The organism is Comamonas aquatica NBRC 14918 (genome assembly GCF_000739875.1).
Lineage (GTDB): Bacteria > Pseudomonadota > Gammaproteobacteria > Burkholderiales > Burkholderiaceae_C > Comamonas > Comamonas aquatica.
On record NZ_BBJR01000025.1, the window covers coordinates 119,808 to 135,937 of the forward strand.

Annotated in this window: 13 protein-coding genes; 7 read left to right on the top strand and 6 right to left on the bottom strand. The window is 62.5% G+C overall.

Annotation, left to right across the window (positions count from 1 at the left end; translation table 11 throughout):
• Positions 1 to 29 precede the first annotated feature (29 nt).
• Together CA2_RS04280 and acs are read right to left on the bottom strand one after the other, a co-directional pair.
• Positions 30 to 512, bottom strand: coding sequence for a hypothetical protein (locus CA2_RS04280; protein ID WP_042412974.1), 483 nt, complete (start codon positions 510 to 512; stop codon positions 30 to 32).
• A gap of 173 nt (positions 513 to 685) precedes the next feature.
• Entirely contained in the window at positions 686 to 2,680 is a 1,995-nt protein-coding gene (acs, locus tag CA2_RS04285) for an acetate--CoA ligase (protein WP_042412976.1), read from the bottom strand.
• Between the two features lie 197 nt (positions 2,681 to 2,877).
• Here acs and CA2_RS04290 point away from each other — a divergent pair, with 197 nt between their 5' ends.
• The 6 genes from CA2_RS04290 (at position 2,878) to CA2_RS04315 (ending at position 10,821) form a co-directional block, all read left to right on the top strand.
• Positions 2,878 to 3,504, top strand: coding sequence for a TIGR00645 family protein (locus CA2_RS04290; protein WP_042412978.1), 627 nt, complete (start codon positions 2,878 to 2,880; stop codon positions 3,502 to 3,504).
• A gap of 544 nt (positions 3,505 to 4,048) precedes the next feature.
• Positions 4,049 to 5,383 (top strand): glycine betaine/L-proline ABC transporter ATP-binding protein ProV, encoded by a 1,335-nt coding sequence (gene proV, locus CA2_RS04295; protein WP_042412980.1) that lies wholly within the window; start codon positions 4,049 to 4,051, stop codon positions 5,381 to 5,383.
• A complete protein-coding gene (proW, locus tag CA2_RS04300; RefSeq protein WP_042412982.1) occupies positions 5,376 to 6,488 on the top strand; it encodes a glycine betaine/L-proline ABC transporter permease ProW in 1,113 nt (370 codons plus the stop codon). Before proV ends, proW begins: the two co-directional genes overlap by 8 nt.
• 76 nt (positions 6,489 to 6,564) lie before the next feature.
• On the top strand, positions 6,565 to 7,581 hold the full coding sequence (gene proX, locus CA2_RS04305) for a glycine betaine/L-proline ABC transporter substrate-binding protein ProX (RefSeq protein ID WP_081888863.1): 1,017 nt from the start codon (positions 6,565 to 6,567) through the stop codon (positions 7,579 to 7,581).
• Positions 7,582 to 7,705: 124 nt separating this feature from the next.
• Positions 7,706 to 8,395 (top strand): DUF3334 family protein, encoded by a 690-nt coding sequence (locus CA2_RS04310; RefSeq protein WP_042412984.1) that lies wholly within the window; start codon positions 7,706 to 7,708, stop codon positions 8,393 to 8,395.
• A 167-nt stretch (positions 8,396 to 8,562) separates the two neighbouring features.
• On the top strand, positions 8,563 to 10,821 hold the full coding sequence (locus CA2_RS04315; protein WP_042412985.1) for a sensor domain-containing protein: 2,259 nt from the start codon (positions 8,563 to 8,565) through the stop codon (positions 10,819 to 10,821).
• Positions 10,822 to 10,893: 72 nt separating this feature from the next.
• Here CA2_RS04315 and CA2_RS04320 read toward each other — a convergent pair whose 3' ends face one another.
• Positions 10,894 to 11,427 carry a YgjP-like metallopeptidase domain-containing protein gene (locus CA2_RS04320; protein WP_042413074.1) on the bottom strand — a complete coding sequence of 178 codons (534 nt, stop codon included), beginning with the start codon at positions 11,425 to 11,427 and terminating at the stop codon, positions 10,894 to 10,896.
• Positions 11,428 to 11,483: 56 nt separating this feature from the next.
• Entirely contained in the window at positions 11,484 to 12,119 is a 636-nt protein-coding gene (locus CA2_RS04325; protein WP_042412987.1) for a DUF6806 family protein, read from the bottom strand.
• An 823-nt stretch (positions 12,120 to 12,942) separates the two neighbouring features.
• Between CA2_RS04325 and CA2_RS04330 the strand changes: the two genes are divergently transcribed.
• Entirely contained in the window at positions 12,943 to 13,143 is a 201-nt protein-coding gene (locus tag CA2_RS04330; protein ID WP_042412989.1) for a hypothetical protein, read from the top strand.
• 61 nt (positions 13,144 to 13,204) lie between these two features.
• On the opposite strand, the gene CA2_RS04335 is transcribed toward CA2_RS04330, so the two are convergent.
• On the bottom strand, positions 13,205 to 14,236 hold the full coding sequence (locus tag CA2_RS04335) for a phage portal protein (RefSeq protein WP_042412991.1): 1,032 nt from the start codon (positions 14,234 to 14,236) through the stop codon (positions 13,205 to 13,207).
• Entirely contained in the window at positions 14,236 to 16,119 is a 1,884-nt protein-coding gene (locus CA2_RS04340; RefSeq protein WP_081888864.1) for a terminase large subunit domain-containing protein, read from the bottom strand. The genes CA2_RS04335 and CA2_RS04340 overlap by 1 nt, the downstream gene beginning before the upstream one ends.
• Positions 16,120 to 16,130: the final 11 nt, after the last annotated feature.

Below are 16,130 nucleotides of genomic sequence, written 5' to 3' on the forward strand. Positions count from 1 at the left end.
CCGTCGCTCCAACCGCCACTGCCCCAGATTCAAAGCCTGGGCGCTTGCGGCGCGGGCGCAGTTGCCGTGTGGCGCAACTGCTGTTCCAGTTGGCCCACGTAGGCCGCCGTGCTGTTGTCGCTTTCCTGCGCACGGGCCTGCAAGTGGGCCTCCAGCGTGTCCATGCGGTCCATCAAGCGCCGCTCTTCCTCCTGGTGCAGGCTCTCTATCGCCGCCCGCAGCTCGGTGAACCGTGAGGCTTCCGCCTTGTCGGCCAGCTCACGCTGGGCGTGCATTTCCTTGGCGTGCGCGCGTGCTTCCAACAGCCATGCCCCCTGCATTGCGATCACATAGGCAATGAAGACGATGGTCATCAGGGCTGTTAATCCCATCAGGATCAAGCCCAGCGGGAGGTCCACCGTGGTGAAGCCCAGGGATGTGGGCACCGTTTGTGCCAGGTACGGAAAGTTGAAGAAGCCCAGAAAGCCGATGATCAGAATGATCAAGGTCAGCAGTGCAATGCGAGATTTCATGAGTGTTACCTTTGCGCTGTTTTACCTGTGTTTGTACCGCAACTGGCCGCACCCATTCGCCAGCGTGCGGCACATTCAGGCTCAGCCCTGCTCCTACACGCCGGCATAAAAAAAGCCACCCGAAGGTGGCTGGCAGGCGCGCAGCGCCCACCGGGCAACAAGCCCACTCCATCTCAGTTGGTCTTGGCCAACTGCTCCAGGATGGCGGGATTTTCCAGCGTGCTGGTGTCCTGGGTGATCGACTCGCCCTTGGCGATCGAGCGCAACAGTCGGCGCATGATCTTGCCGCTGCGGGTCTTGGGCAGGTTCTCGCCAAAGCGGATGTCCTTGGGCTTGGCGATAGGACCGATTTCCTTGGCCACCCAGTTGCGCAGCTCGTTGGCCAGGGCCTTGGCTTCTTCGCCGGTGGGCACGGGGCGCTTGAGCACCACGAAGGCGCAGATGGCTTCCCCGGTCAAATCATCGGGACGCCCCACCACTGCGGCTTCGGCCACCAGATCGGTCTTGGCCACCAGAGCAGATTCGATCTCCATGGTCCCCATGCGGTGGCCAGAGACGTTCAACACGTCGTCGATACGGCCGGTGATGCGGAAGTAGCCTCGGTCTTCGCTGCGTACCGCGCCATCGCCGGCCAGGTAATAGCCCTTGAGTTCTTCAGGGAAGTAGCTCTTCTTGAAGCGCTCGGGGTCGCCCCAGATGTTGCGGATCATTGACGGCCAAGGCTTCTTCACCACCAGGATACCGCCGGCACCGTTGGGCATGTCGTTGCCAGATTCATCAACGATGGCAGCGGTGATGCCGGGCAGCGGCAGCGTGCACGAGCCAGGCACCAGCGGCGTGGCACCGGGCAGTGGCGTGATCATGTGTCCGCCGTTTTCGGTCTGCCAGAAAGTGTCCACGATCGGGCAGCGCTCGCCGCCGATGTTCTTGTAGTACCACATCCAGGCTTCGGGGTTGATGGGCTCGCCCACGCTACCCAGGATGCGCAGCGACGACAGGTTCCAGTTCTTGGGGTGCACCTTCTCGTCGGACTCGGCGGCCTTGATCAGCGAACGGATGGCCGTAGGCGCGGTGTAGAACACCGTGCAGCCGTGGCGCTCGATCATCTGCCAGAAGCGGCCGGCGTTCGGGAAGGTGGGCACGCCTTCGAACACGATCTGCGTGGCACCTGCCGCCAGCGGTCCATAGGCCACATAGGTATGTCCAGTGATCCAGCCGATGTCGGCCGTGCACCAGAACACATCGCTGTCCTTCATGTCGAAGGTCCAGTTCACCGTCTGGCGTGCCCACAACATGTAGCCACCCGTGGAGTGCTGCACGCCCTTGGGCTTGCCGGTGGAGCCGCTGGTGTAGAGGATGAACAGCGGGTGCTCGGCCCCCACGGCCACAGGGGGACACTCGGTGCTTTGGCCATTCAGCAAGGCCGCGAAGGTGATGTCACGGCCCGCCACCATCTTGCAGGCCGTCGCCGTGCGCTCATACACCAGCACATGCTTGACGGCTTCGCAGCCGCCCATGGCCAGGGCTTCGTCCACAATCGCCTTGAGCGGCAGCTCCTTGCCACCACGCATCTGGGAGTTGGAGGTGATCACGGCCGACGCACCGACGTCCACAATCCGTTCCTGGACGGCCTTGGCCGAGAAGCCGCCGAACACCACGCTGTGCGTCGCACCGATGCGGGCACAGGCCTGCATGGCCACCACGCCCTCAATCGTCATGGGCATGTAGATCAGGACGCGGTCGCCCTTCTGGATGCCCAGGGACTTCAGTCCATTGGCGAATTGCGCCACGCGCTGCAGCAGTTCGCGGTAGGTGACCTTGGTGACCTGGCCGTCATCCGCCTCGAAAATGATGGCGGTCTTGTGCTCGACCGCAGTGCCCATGTGCTTGTCCAGGCAGTTCGCGCTGGCATTCAGTTCGCCATCGGCAAACCAGCGATAGAACGGTGGGTTGCTTTCGTCGAGCACCTGGGTGAAAGGCTTGCTCCACACCACGTTCTCGCGCGCCAGGCGGGCCCAGTAGCCCTCGTAATCCTTCTGAGCCTCGGCGCACAAGGCCTCATAGGCCGGCATGCCGGAGATACGGGCATTCTTTTGGACCGCCTCCGAAGGAGGAAACACGCGGTTTTCCACCAATACGGACTCGATCGCAGAGCTGGGTGCATTCATGGTTTTGTCTCCTTGCTATCTGGTGATTGTTGGGGCAAATGTCGGTTTCAGCACTTACATACCACTGACGTCCCCCAGTCGATTAGTCAAGCAAAAATAATGGCTTAGCTAGGGTTTCCCCTTGGAGGCAGCGCATACAATGCCTGCCCGGCGCCTTGGCGCCTTTTTTGCGTCTTTTCCTTCAACCACCCACCATCATGGCCTCCTTAGACCCTCATTCTGAGTCGCCTGTCTCCACCTCACCCAACTCGCCCATGCGCCCCCTGCCCAGTCTGATTTTTGCCAGCCGCTGGCTGCAATTGCCCCTGTACCTTGGACTGATCGCAGCCCAAGGCGTGTATGTCTGGCACTTCCTGGTGGAGTTGTGGCACCTGATTGAGGCCGCCTTTGGCAGCCAGACGGCGCTGCAGGCCCTGATCCACAACATCGGCTACAAGCCCGAGGCCCCCATGACGGGCCTGAACGAAACCATCATCATGCTGGTGGTCCTGGCCCTGATTGATGTGGTCATGATCTCCAACCTGCTGATCATGGTGATCGTCGGCGGCTACGAAACCTTTGTGAGCCGGCTGGGCCTGGACAGCCACCCGGACCAGCCGGAATGGCTGGACCACGTGAATGCCTCCGTGCTGAAGGTCAAACTGGCCCTGTCCATCATCGGTATCAGCTCCATCCACCTGCTCAAGACCTTCATCAACGCCGGCAACTACGATGTCAAGGTGCTGATGTGGCAGACCATCATCCATGCGGTGTTCCTGCTCAGCGCTTTGGCGATTGCCTACACCGACAAGCTGATCCACAGCAACCACCACCCCAGCCACTGAGGCATTTCCGCCTCGATCCCGCCAAGCCCGGAGCCTCCACTCCGGGCTTTTTGCTTTTATCGGCTTTTGACACCGGCTCGCAGCCGCTTGCCACCAATTGCCAGCGGATATCGCCAAGGCTTTCGCCAAGGCATGTGGAAACTCTTGACATCCATATGCCGAATAGTTAGAATAAGCAGCTTATTAACAACCTGCCATGCAGGTAATCCGAATCTTGATGGCTCGGATTAACCCGGCAGTTGCCTGTTTCCGCAACGGTGCAACTGCCACAGCGCCGAACTTTCGGCCCTGATGCACGGACATGTTTGGATCATGTGGCGCGCCTGTCGGTGCGCGGCCTCTGCCCTCTCTTGCGGCCCTTGCGCACCTTTCAGCGTGCCATTCGGGCCCAGTCTAAAACCCTTCATGACGGCCAGGTTGCTGCAACCCGGCCCGTGCATCGGTCGGCATGACTTTCGGCTTCGCGTGTAGGCCGTCCAAGCCTCGCTTGTGACGCGGCTGCACTGTGTGTAACCCCCAAGAACAAATCAAGGGAGGACAACCAGTGGCCAAACAAATTCGCATCGAAAACGTCTTCAAGGTCTTTGGCGATCAGCCAAAACAGGCCTTGGACCTGGTGCGCCAAGGGCTTTCCAAGCAACAAATCCTCGAACGTACCGGTCAATCGATCGGCGTGTTCGACGCCGACTTCACCATCGAAGCCGGGGAGATCTTCGTCGTCATGGGCCTGTCCGGCTCCGGCAAGTCGACCCTGGTGCGCATGCTCAACCGTTTGATTGAGCCCACCAGCGGCCGCATCGTGGTGGACGGACAGGACATCAATGGGCTGAACGACAAGGACCTGCGCGCGCTGCGCCGCAAGGACATCTCTATGGTGTTCCAGTCCTTCGCCCTGATGCCGCACATGAGCGTGCTGGACAACACGGCCTTCGGCCTGGAGATGGCCGGCGTCGACAAGGGCACGCGCCAGAAGGCCGCCCAGGAAGCCCTGGAGCAGGTCGGCCTGGGCGCCTGGGGCACCAGCTACCCGGACGAGCTGTCCGGCGGCATGCAACAGCGCGTGGGCCTGGCCCGCGCCCTGGCCTCCGACCCCAGCATCCTGCTGATGGACGAGGCGTTCTCCGCCCTGGACCCCATCATCCGCACCGAGATGCAGTCCGAGCTGCTGCGCCTGCAGGAATCCAAGCGCCGCACCATCGTCTTCATCTCGCACGATCTGGACGAGGCGATGCGCATCGGTGACCGCATTGCCATCATGAAGGACGGCCAAGTCATCCAGGTCGGCACGCCCGACGAGATCCTGCGCAGCCCGGCCAACGACTACGTGCGCAGCTTCATCAAGGGCGTGGATGCCGCCGCCGTGTTCAAGGCGTCGGACATTGCGCGCCAAGCGTTGACCATCGTGTCCGAACACAACGATCGCGGGTGCCGCGCGGCGTTGCGCCTGATTGAGGACTCGGACCGCGACCACGCCTACGTGCTCAACGCGCGCCGGCGCCTGCTGGGGGTGGTCTCCGCCCAGTCGCTGCGCGACGCCCTGCATGGCCGCGAGGGCATGCTGGGCCTGCAGCACGCCTTCATCGACAACGTGGTGCCGATCGATGCCGCCACGCCGGTGGCGGACCTGTTCGGCCCCATGGCCTCCGCGCCCTGCCCGCTGCCGGTGCTGGGCGAGGACCGCAAATTCCTGGGCGTCATCAGCCGCACCACCATGATGCGCTTCCTGGACCGCGACACCCCGCCGGTGCCACCGCCACAACCGGTGCAGCCGCCCGTCACGCTCAACCCCATGTTCCCCACGGGAGAGGCGGACACCCCCGCGATGCTGCACGAGCATTCGGACGCGCCCGCCACCGACAAGGAGAACAAGCATGAGTGAAGTGAACCCAAACACCGCCGCCACCCAGGACCCCTGGAGCACCAGCGCCGCACCCGCCGCCGATCCCTGGTCGGCCGCCAGCACCCCGGCCGCCGCCACCGATCCCTGGGGCGCCGCAGCCGCTGCGCCCGATGCTGCTGTGCCCGCCACCGACTGGCTGACCAGCCCGGCCAGCGCCACGCCTGATGCACCGCTGTCCCTGTGGGATCAACTGCAGACCGATGGGCTGCCGATCGAGGCCTGGATCAACCAGGGCCTGGGCTGGGTGGTGGACAACTTCCGCCCCTTCTTCCAGGCCGTGCGCGCCCCGATCGATGCCACCCTGTCGGGGGTGGAACAACTGATGCTGGCCCTGCCCTGGCCGCTGCTGACCCTGTTCGTGGCCCTGGTGGCCTGGCAGTTTGCCGGGCGCGGCCTGGCGATCGGCACCGCGCTGTCGCTGATTGCGATTGCAGCCCTGGGCATCTGGCCCGAGGCCATGGTCACCCTGTCGCTGGTGCTGACCTCGCTGGCCTTCTGCATCGTGATTGGCCTGCCGCTGGGCGTGCTGATTGCCGCCAGCGACCGCGCCCAGCGCTGGACGCGCCCGGTGCTGGACGCCATGCAGACCACACCCGCCTTCGTCTACCTGGTGCCGGTGGTGATGCTGTTTGGCATCGGCAACGTGCCCGGGGTCATCGTGACCATCATCTTCGCGCTGCCGCCGCTGGTGCGCCTGACCAACCTGGGCATCCGCCAGGTCCGCCCCGACCTGATCGAGGCCAGTCGCGCCTACGGTGCCTCGCCCTGGCAGTTGCTGTGGAAGGTGCAACTGCCGCTGGCCATGCCCAACATCATGGCCGGCATCAACCAGGCGCTGATGCTGTCGCTGTCGATGGTGGTGATCGCTTCCATGATCGCCGTCGGCGGTCTGGGCCAGATGGTGCTGCGCGGCATCGGCCGCCTGGACATGGGCCTGGCCACCGTCGGCGGCCTGGGCATCGTGCTGCTGGCCATCGTGCTGGACCGCATCACCCAGGCCATGGGCGAACCCCAACGTGGCGGCCTGCGCTGGTGGCACCGCGGCCCGCTGGGCTGGTTGCTCAAGCCCCGCAAAAATTCCTAAAACGATAGCTGCCTGCGCTTATTCCATGAGCGCAAGCAGCACTTTTGACCTATTTTTCAACCAGGAGGACGAGACCATGACATCCATCACCCACGCCACGCGCACCCTGACTGCTGTCGCTGCCAGCACCTTGGCCCTGAGCTGCCTGAGCGTCCAGGCCAATGAACGGCCGGGCCAAGGCGTCAAGGTGCAGCCCCTGAAGAGCTCCATCGCCGAAGAAACCTTCCAGACCCTGCTGGTCGTGAAAGCCCTGGAACAGCTGGGCTACGACGTGCAGCCGATCAAGGAAGTTGAATACCCCACGGCCCACCTGGCCATCGGCAATGGTGACGCCACCTTCATCGCCTCGCACTGGAACCCCCTGCACGCGGATTACTACAAGAACGCCGGCGGCGATGCCAAGCTGTACCGCAAGGGCGTGTACTCCGACAATGCCGCCCAGGGCTACCTGATCGACAAGAAGACTGCCGACGCCTACAAGATCACCAACGTAGAACAGCTCAAGGATCCCAAGATCGCCAAGCTGTTCGATGCCGACGGTGACGGCAAGGCCGACCTGACCGGCTGCAACCCTGGTTGGGGCTGCGAAGCCATGATTGAGCACCACCTCGACGCCTACAAGCTGCGCGACACGGTCACGCACCAGCAGGGCACCTACTCGGCCCTGATCGCCAACACCATCACGCGCTACAAGGCCGGCCACCCCATCCTGTACTACGCCTGGACCCCGTACTGGGTCAGCAACGTGCTGCAACCTGGCAAGGACGTGGTCTGGCTGGAGGTGCCCTTCTCCTCGGCCCCGGGCGCACAAAAGGGCGTGGACACCAAGCTGCCCAACGGCAAGAACTACGGCTTCGTGGTGAACAAGCAGCACATCGTGGCCAACAAGGCCTGGGCCGAGCAGAATCCTGCCGCGGCCAAGCTGTTCGAGGTCATGCAAGTGCCCGTGGGCGACATCAATGCCCAGAACCACATGATGAACCAGGGCCAGAAAAAGCCCGCGGACATCGAGCGCCATGTCAACGGCTGGATCAAGGCCCACCAGTCCACCTTCGACGGCTGGCTGCAACAGGCCCGTGCCGCAGCACGCTGATTTCAGGAGGCTTCGGCCTCCTTTTTTGATGCACCCCACCTGCGTCGTCCGCTGGTGTGGGCAGCCGGGAAGAATGCGCCCATAATCGGTCACCCTCTGTTACCCAGCCTCCCTTCACATCCCCATGAGCGACACCCCTTCCCTGGTGCAAGGCACTGACGAACTTCTGGTCAGCCTGTGCAACTCCGTCACACGCGTCCTGAACGTCGCCACCACCTGCCACATCCAGTATTCCGGCATGGTGCAACGCATCAAGAAAACCTACCTCAAGCCCGATATCGGTTGCTTCGTGCTGTTTGACGGGGGGTTCTCCGGCCTGGTGATCATCAACTTCTCGGCCGCAGCCGCCATGGAGCTGTACCGCAGCTACCTGCTGAACATGGGCATGTCGGAAAGTGATCTGGCCAGCTCCCACACCTCGGATGAAGTCAGCAATGTGATGGGCGAACTGATGAACCAGGTGGTGGGCGACTTCACGGGCAAGGTGCGCCGCGAACTGCAGACCCACATCACGCAGAACCAGCCCAAGATGCTGGTGCTCAACAAACAGGTGCAACTGAGCGTGGATGCCAATCTGGACAACCCGGAAGCCCGCCGCGTCACCTTCTACACCGCCAGCAACAACATCTTCTATCTGGAACTGGCCGTGGACAGCACGGAATTCATCAAGCTGCACGACTTTGATGCCGCAGAGGTGGTCGATCCCGACGCCATCATTGCCCAGGCCGCACAGCCCAGCCGCGATGCCAGCAGCGCCGCCGCCGATACCGCCGACGTGGAAACCGAGGCCTTGCTCAAATCCCTGGGCATGTAAGCTGCCATCTGGCCCCGTGCCCAGCCCCGCCATGCGGGGCTTTTTTGATGCGTGGGCCGTGAACAACCACGCTGCAGGCCCCAGGTTTGCATTTGCGCAAACACCACACACGGCCAATTTGCAATAATTTGTGTCGGTTCTTTTTCCATCTCCTCTCTGCGTCTGCCATGTCACTGACCTTGGATGCGGTCCAGCAAAGCTCCAGACTTGCGACCGCACATGCCGATCTCGAGCGCTTATTGCGCGAGCAGCAGACCTTGCTGGACAGCGCGGGTGTTGGCATTGCCTTCATCAAGCACCGCGTGGTGGCCCGTTGCAACCACCATTTCGCCAAGATTTTTGGCTTTGCGCACTCGCAGCAGGCGATCGGCATCAGCAGCACCACCCTGCATGCCTCACGGGAAGATTTCAAAGCCCTGGGGCGTGCCGCCGTAGACAGCCTCATCGATGGAAAAACCTTCAAGACCGAACGCCGGCTGCGACGCCGCAGCGGTCACCTGTTCTGGGCCAGCCTGACCGGCCACCTCATCAACCCGACGGCCCCACAGGAAGGTTCCATCTGGATCATTGACGACATCGATGAAGAATGCCGTCGCAAGGCCCTGCTGACCGCCACCCTGCGCGAGAAGCAGTTGCTGTTCGAGACCGCGGCCGTCGGCATCGTGTACTGGCGTCGCGGTACCCCCAGCCGCTGCAACCCGCACCTGGCCAGCATGCTGGGCTACGAGGCCGAAGAGCTGATCCAGCTCGCGAATGTGCCGGCGACCCTGCGCCATGCCACCTCGCCCCTGGAAGTCTTGAGCGAGGTGGCCGCCAGCAGCCACGGCAACTTCGAAGGGGAAATCACCCTGCGCCACAAGCAGGGGCAGCTCATCGAATGCGAGGCACGCAGCCGCTGGGTGGACCCGTTGGACCACAGCCAGGGCGAAGTCTGGATCCTGGTGGACATCACCGAACGCAAGCACATCCAGGCCATCCTCACACAGACGCAGGCCGAGCTGGAAAGCCTGGTGCACGAACGCACCAACGAGCTCAGCGTCACCATCCAGACCTTGCACCAGGAGGTGGAGGACCGCAAGCGTGTGCAGGAGCGCATCCACTGGATGGCGCACTATGACCCGCTGACCGGCCTGCCCAACCGGGCACTGCTGGCAGAGCGCAGCAAGGCCGCAATCGCCACGGCCCAGGCCAACAGCAGCCCCCTGGCAGTGATCTTTCTGGACCTGGACCGCTTCAAGCACGTCAATGACTCGCTGGGCCACAAGGTGGGCGACGCCCTGCTCGAGCAGATCGCCAAGCGCCTGCGGGCCGTGGTGCGCGAAAAAGACACCGTGGCCCGCCTGGGCGGCGATGAGTTCGTGCTGCTGCTGCCCGGCGCCAACGCCCAGGGGGCAGCCCGCGTGGCTGGGAAGTTGCAGGAAGCCTCGCGCCAGCCCTACCAGATCGGCCACCACGAACTCAGCATGGCCCCCTCCATGGGCATCGCGCTGTTTCCGCAGGATGGGCAGGACATCGACAGCCTGACGCAATCTGCCGATGTCGCGATGTACCACGCAAAACTAGAGGGGCGCAACACCTACCGCTTCTTCACGCCGCAGATGCATGCCAAATCGGTGCGCGCCCTGCAACTGGAAAACGCCATGCGCCGGGCGCTGGAGCGCAATGAGTTCACCCTGCACTACCAGCCGCAAATCTGCCTGCACACCGGGGAGATACGCAGCGTCGAAGCCCTGCTGCGCTGGCAACAGGCCGAGCTGGGCGCCATTTCTCCGGCCGAATTCATTCCGGTGGCCGAAGACAGTGGCCAGATTCTGCAGATCGGGGAATGGGTCCTCAAGAATGCGATTGCGCAATTGCAAGCCTGGCACCAGGCAGGCTTCCCGCACCTGAAAGTGGCGGTCAACCTGTCGGCCATCCAGTTCCACCAGCCCCAGTTGCCAGAGCTGGTGGGGCGCATCCTGCAGGAGTCCGACATTCCCGCCACCGCCCTGGAGCTGGAACTAACCGAGGGCGTTGCCGTGCACGACCCCCAGGCGGCCACCCAGACCATGGACGCCCTGCGGGAGCGCGGCGTCTGGCTGTCGATGGACGACTTCGGTACCGGTTATTCATCACTGAGCCAGCTCAAACGCTTCCAGATCTACAAGCTCAAGATCGACCAGTCGTTCGTGCACGACCTGGACCATGACAGCAACGATCGCGCCATCGTGAGCGCCATCATCCGCATGGCACAGGCACTGGGCATGCAGACCACAGCGGAAGGCGTGGAAACCGCGGCCCAGTTGGAGTTCCTGCGCGAACAAGGCTGTGATGAGGCCCAGGGCTACCTGTTCAGCCGCCCCCTGCCAGCGTCGCAGATTCACGCGCTGCTGAGCTCCTACCAGCCCTGGATCACACCCCAAGCGTCGAACACACAGGCGCGTTGAACGCCGTTTGCCCCTAACAGCACAGGCACCCCATGCCCTTGCAGGCCGGACTGGCAGCGACGGACAGAGCGGTCAGGGGCTGGCTTCCAGCGGCGCCCATAGACGCGGACCGCCGGCATCCAGGTGCGTCAGGTACACCCGCACCTCAAATTCCAGCTGGTGGTACTCAGGCTCCAGGTGGCAGCACAAGGCATAAAAATTCTTGTCGTGATCCGGCTCGCGCAAATGCGCCAGCTCATGGGCCACGATCATTTTGAGGAACGGCTCGGGCATCTGCTTGAACAGCGATGCGATCCGGATCTCGTGCCGCGCATTCAAGCGCCCGCCCTGCACCACCGCCTTGCGGGTGTGCAGGCCCAAGGCATTGCGCATCACGTGCAGCTTGTTGTCATACGCCACACTGTGCAGCACGCCCGCCTTGCGCAGGCGGGAGGTCTTGAGCGCATCGACATAGGCATACAGTGCCTTGTCCGAGCGCAACGCATGGGCCTGCGGATGGCGCCGCAGCAGCCACTGCTCAATGCCCTGCGGCACAGCCAGCAACTGGGCCACCTGTTGCTGCAGCCCCACAGGGTAGGCCTGCAGATAGGTCAATGAAGATGCCACCAAAGTGCCTCAAGAAAAAACCCGGCTCAGCCGGGTTGGATGTGTCAGGGGATGGATCAATGCAAGTGGCGCGGACGACGACCACCGCTGCCCCCGCCATTGCGAGGACCGTTGTTGCCACCGCGGGGGGGCAGCTTGCCGATTTCCAGCGAGCTGATCAGGTTGTCGAAGCGCTGCATGAACAGCTTGTCGATTTCGGCCACAACACCCACCAGCTCGGAGGCATCGAAGTGACGCTCCATGGTGTGAATCACGTCCTGCACCAGCATGTCACGCTGGACTTTCATGATGGCAGCAGGATTGGGTCCCACAAACAGCATCACGAAGTCATCGCGGGCCTCGTCGGAGCGGTCGCCGTCCTCCTCGTCGAACTCGGCATCGTAGAAGGTCACTTCAATCGCCGCCCCCGTTTCGGCCAACTCGTTCAGCCCCATGCACATATCGTCCAGAGACTGTCGGAAGTCCTCGTCGCCAGACACCGTCCAGCAGATTTGCAAGAGCGCATCCTTGATGTTGAACTGGATGCCCGGCTCTTCTTCATACGCACTGGCCGCGCCAGCCGCCAAAGAGCGTGCCCCGGCATACGACCACAGCGGCTTGAGCGCTTCCTGCAACTGGTCAAACGTCACATCTGCACGCAGTTGCACCTGTCCATGCACATGGATTTCAAAGGGCGCGTTATAGCTTGGCATTGTTTTCTTCACACGAGCGTGCGCCTGCAAGACGCGGACGCACAAAATAATCTGTGGAGGATTGTCGCACGCCTACCCACCCTCACCGAGCGATCTGCAGATTGCCCGCAATTTCCACCTGCACACCACGAGCCACCACATGGTCAAGATGCCGTGACACGCAAAACGCTCCCATCTCGCATGGAAGCAGCAAGGCCTCATGGCGATGCGGCCAGCGTGTCGGCACCACTCGGTGAGCGCCACCTCCTTCAAATACACCAGTTTCTCGCCACCATTTGTTAAGGCAGCCCTAAATTGAGAAGGTCAAATGGGAAATGGGGACGCACACCAGCGTCTGCAGCGACCGTTGACGCAAAAAAAGGCCCCTACTGGGGCCTTGGCTGGTTTGGCTTGTGCAAATTGCCGCACAGCTTTGCATGTGCGTGGTGCCCCGGGCCGGGATCTACACACAAATAAAATCAATATCTTGACATCAATATGCGTAATAAATGCGTAACCGGAATCAGCAATTCAAACAATACCGAAGCATGCTGATTAATACCGAATATCACCGCTGATTATATTCATCTCGTGGAAGCTATTAATTAGATATAAATCCGTCGAATCCCGTCGGTTGCTAGATCCCAAAACTTGCGCGGCAAGTACTGATGGGCTTGGTTGTAGGAACTGCCGACAGTGCCGTCGAAAGCGACACACGAAGCGGGCGGGCGAGGCGGGGTCTCGAGCGCGCGCTGAGGGGGCTGAGCAGGTGCCGCGATATGTCTTGCACACAGTGTGTTACAGGGCATATACTGTATGCGCATACAGTATTGAGCAGGTGACCATGCCTACAGAGAGCAAGCACAAGATCCAGAAAGAGATTGATCAGGCCAGTGAGCGCGTTGGCGCGTTGTGCGAGCTTCTAGAAGCAGCGCAGCACAACAAGGTGAGTGCGTCCTGTATCCACTCCATCCTTAAACCGATCGCGCGACAGCTGGACCACGCTGCAGGCGCGATTGCCGACGCATCGCTGAACCACCAGTAGCCGGGCCCATACAAAAAAAAGCCCCGCACTGCGGGGCTTTTGTTTTGGCGGGGGCTGCTGCTTACTTCAACTCTTGCGCCTGGGGTTCGTCCACTCCGGGCAACCTGTAGGTGTCAAACCGGCAGATCTCTTCCCCCGCAAAATCGTTGATCGCTGCGGCAAGGTGGGTCTGCAGGGGCTGGATCTCGTTGCGGGCAAACACCCGCGCCGCGTTGACCACGTTGCCAAAGCCCGCAGCATTGCCGGGCACCACACCGATCAACTCCGGCGGTACCCGGTGCGCGGCCAGTTGGTCATCGCGGCTGACGTTCTTGATGTTCAGGAATTCGTCTTTGGCCGTCGCCTCTCCGATGGGGATCAGTTTGATGCCGTCCTTCTCCCCTTTCGGGCTGTGAAAAAACAGGTTGCGGAAGTTGCCGATCCCCTTGCTGCTTTTGAGGGCGGCGCGCAGGCTGTCCACGTCGGCCTGGTTGGGGCTGGGGTCCGTCATGTACAGGATGAAACCCGCGTGGCTGCCGTTGGTGTAATAGCGCCGGCGGAACAGCGTGGCCGATTCGTTGAGCAGGCTGGACTGCAGCGAGGCCAGATACTGCGGCACCCCATAGACTTCCTGGTCCACGTCCGGATCCATGATGTGGCAGATGCTGCCGCGGCGGAAGGTGTGCACCTCGTTCCACTTGGGCATGAAGCCAAAGCGCTGCAGATCCCGGTGCCGCCGCGTGTACTTGGCCAGGCTATGTGTCAGCTGCATGCCGCTGCCCAGCACGTTGCGCGGCTGCTCCAGGTAGGCGTTGGCAAACACCAGGTAGTCTTTGCACACCTTCAGCATGGTGCTGCGGCTGAGCATGGGGTGCGGCTTGAAGGTGCTGGCCAGCACCTGGGCCTTGAACTGGATGGCACTGGCGTGGTGGACTCCCGCCCGCAGCATGCGCGACAGGCCGTCAGCGCTGATGGGCATCTCGTACCACTCGTTGTGGATCAGGTTGCATTCGAAGTAATCGAACAGCTCCCGGCGGTCCAGCACGGCCTCCGGATCGCCAAAAGTGAATGCCTCGATCGCCTGGGGCGTTGCTACGGTCGCCGAATCGGTCATCAGAAAATCTCCAAAATCACGCCGCCATCGGTCATGCCGCCCACTGCGGCCGCCTCCAGGGGCTCGTTGTCCAGTGCATTCATGCAGGCCCAGGCCAGGTCGGCGTGGCCGGTCTCGTCGCTGCGGCCGCTGGCGTAGGTCACGCTGCGCCCGCTGGCGGTCATCTCGCGCTTGATGGCCATGAAGCTGCGTTGCAGGTCCACATCGCCCGCATCAAACTGCAGCCGCCCGCCGCGGATCACGCTTTGCGCCTTCAGCACCAAGCGGGTCTTGACCTCCACGCTGTACTGCAGCGCCCGTGCCGCGGGGAAGAACTTCTGCACGATCTGGAACACCCCGGTGCCCAGGCCCGTGGTGTCGATCGTGATGTGCTCCACGTGGTACTTCTCGGTCAGCTTGCGGATCACCTCCGCCTGGGCCTCAAAGTCCGCGCCCTTGAACTGCATGCGCTCCAGCACCCGGAACGCGCCGCCGGGTTTGTCGGGCGGTGCCAGCACCACCAGGCCGGCCGCATCGCCCGTGTGGCTGGGGTCGTAGCCGATCCACACCCGCTTGAACGCGAACGGCCGCAGCGAAAACGGTTTCCAGTCGGCCGCCCAGGCCTCCCAGCTGTCCACATGGCAGCGCATCAGCTCGGTCAGCGGGAAGACGGCGAACGATTCGTCCACAAACCCGCACATCAGCAGGTTGTCCCATTCGTCGTCGCTGTACTCAAACCGCAGTTCGTCCAGGTCAAACAGGTCGCACCCGCCGGCGGCCGCGTCCAGCACCGTCACGATCTGGCGCCAGATCTTGTCTTCGCCCGTGAAGCCGCCCGCCAGGCGGTCGTGGCTCAGGTCCAGCTCAATGCGGTCGGCCTTGGCCCGCTTCTTGTTGATGCGACTGCCGCTCCAGAAGGCATAGGCTTGGTGCTGCAGGCTGCTGGGCGTGCTGAAGTAGGTCTTGCGCCACTTCTTGTGCATGGCCATGCCGCTGGCCACCTTGTTGAGCTGGTCGAACGACTGCGTCCAGAAGAATTCGTCGAAGTAGAAATTGCCGTGGTAGCCCTGCGCAGTGCGGGCATTGGTCCCCAAAAAGTACAGCGTCGCCCCGTTGGGCAGCACGATGGGGTCGCCTTTGAGCTCAATGCCCAGCACCTCTTTGACAAAGGCCAGGATGTAGCCGCGAAAGATGTGCGCCTGCGCTTTGGAAGCCGACAGGAAGATCTGGTTGCGCCCGGTTTCCAGCGCATCAATCAGCGCCTCGCGGGCAAAGTACCAGGTCGCACCGATCTGGCGGCTTTTGAGGATGGCGCGGGTTCGCTCCTGGCTGTTGCGCCACCAGGTCAGCTGGTACTGGAACAGGCTGTCGATGAAGGCCGTCTTCAGTTTCTCCAGCCCCTCTTCGCCGCCCAGCTGGTTGCTGCGGTCCGGTTGCCGCTTCGGACCGGCGTTGCGGGCGTTGATGTTGGGGTTCAGGTCGCTTTCCTTGCCCGTCTCCGCGTACTTGTGCACCCGGGCCAAGCGCTCCATCTGGCGGCCCAGCAGGTCAATTTCCTTGAAGTCGCCGCCGGTCTTGTTCTCCTTGTTGATCAAGGTGCACAGCCGCATCTCCAGCGTGCCCTCCACCCGCTCCACCGCCTTGGCTTTGTCCCAGCCATCGGCCTGCTTCCACTCGTGCACCGTGGTGCGCGGCACGTCGATGTGTTCGGCAATGTGCGTCACCCGCCAGCCCATCCAGTACAGCGCCCGGGCTTTGCGGCGCTTGTCCTGGGTGGGGTCGGTCAGCGCGTGCAGAACATCCAGCTGCGCCGTTTCCGGGGCTGCAGCTTCGGTGGTGGGGAAGGGAAAAGGGTTGTGCTGGCCTTGGCGCAAACGCGCCTTGCGGCCTTCAGTGGCTGGCATACCCGCCAGTT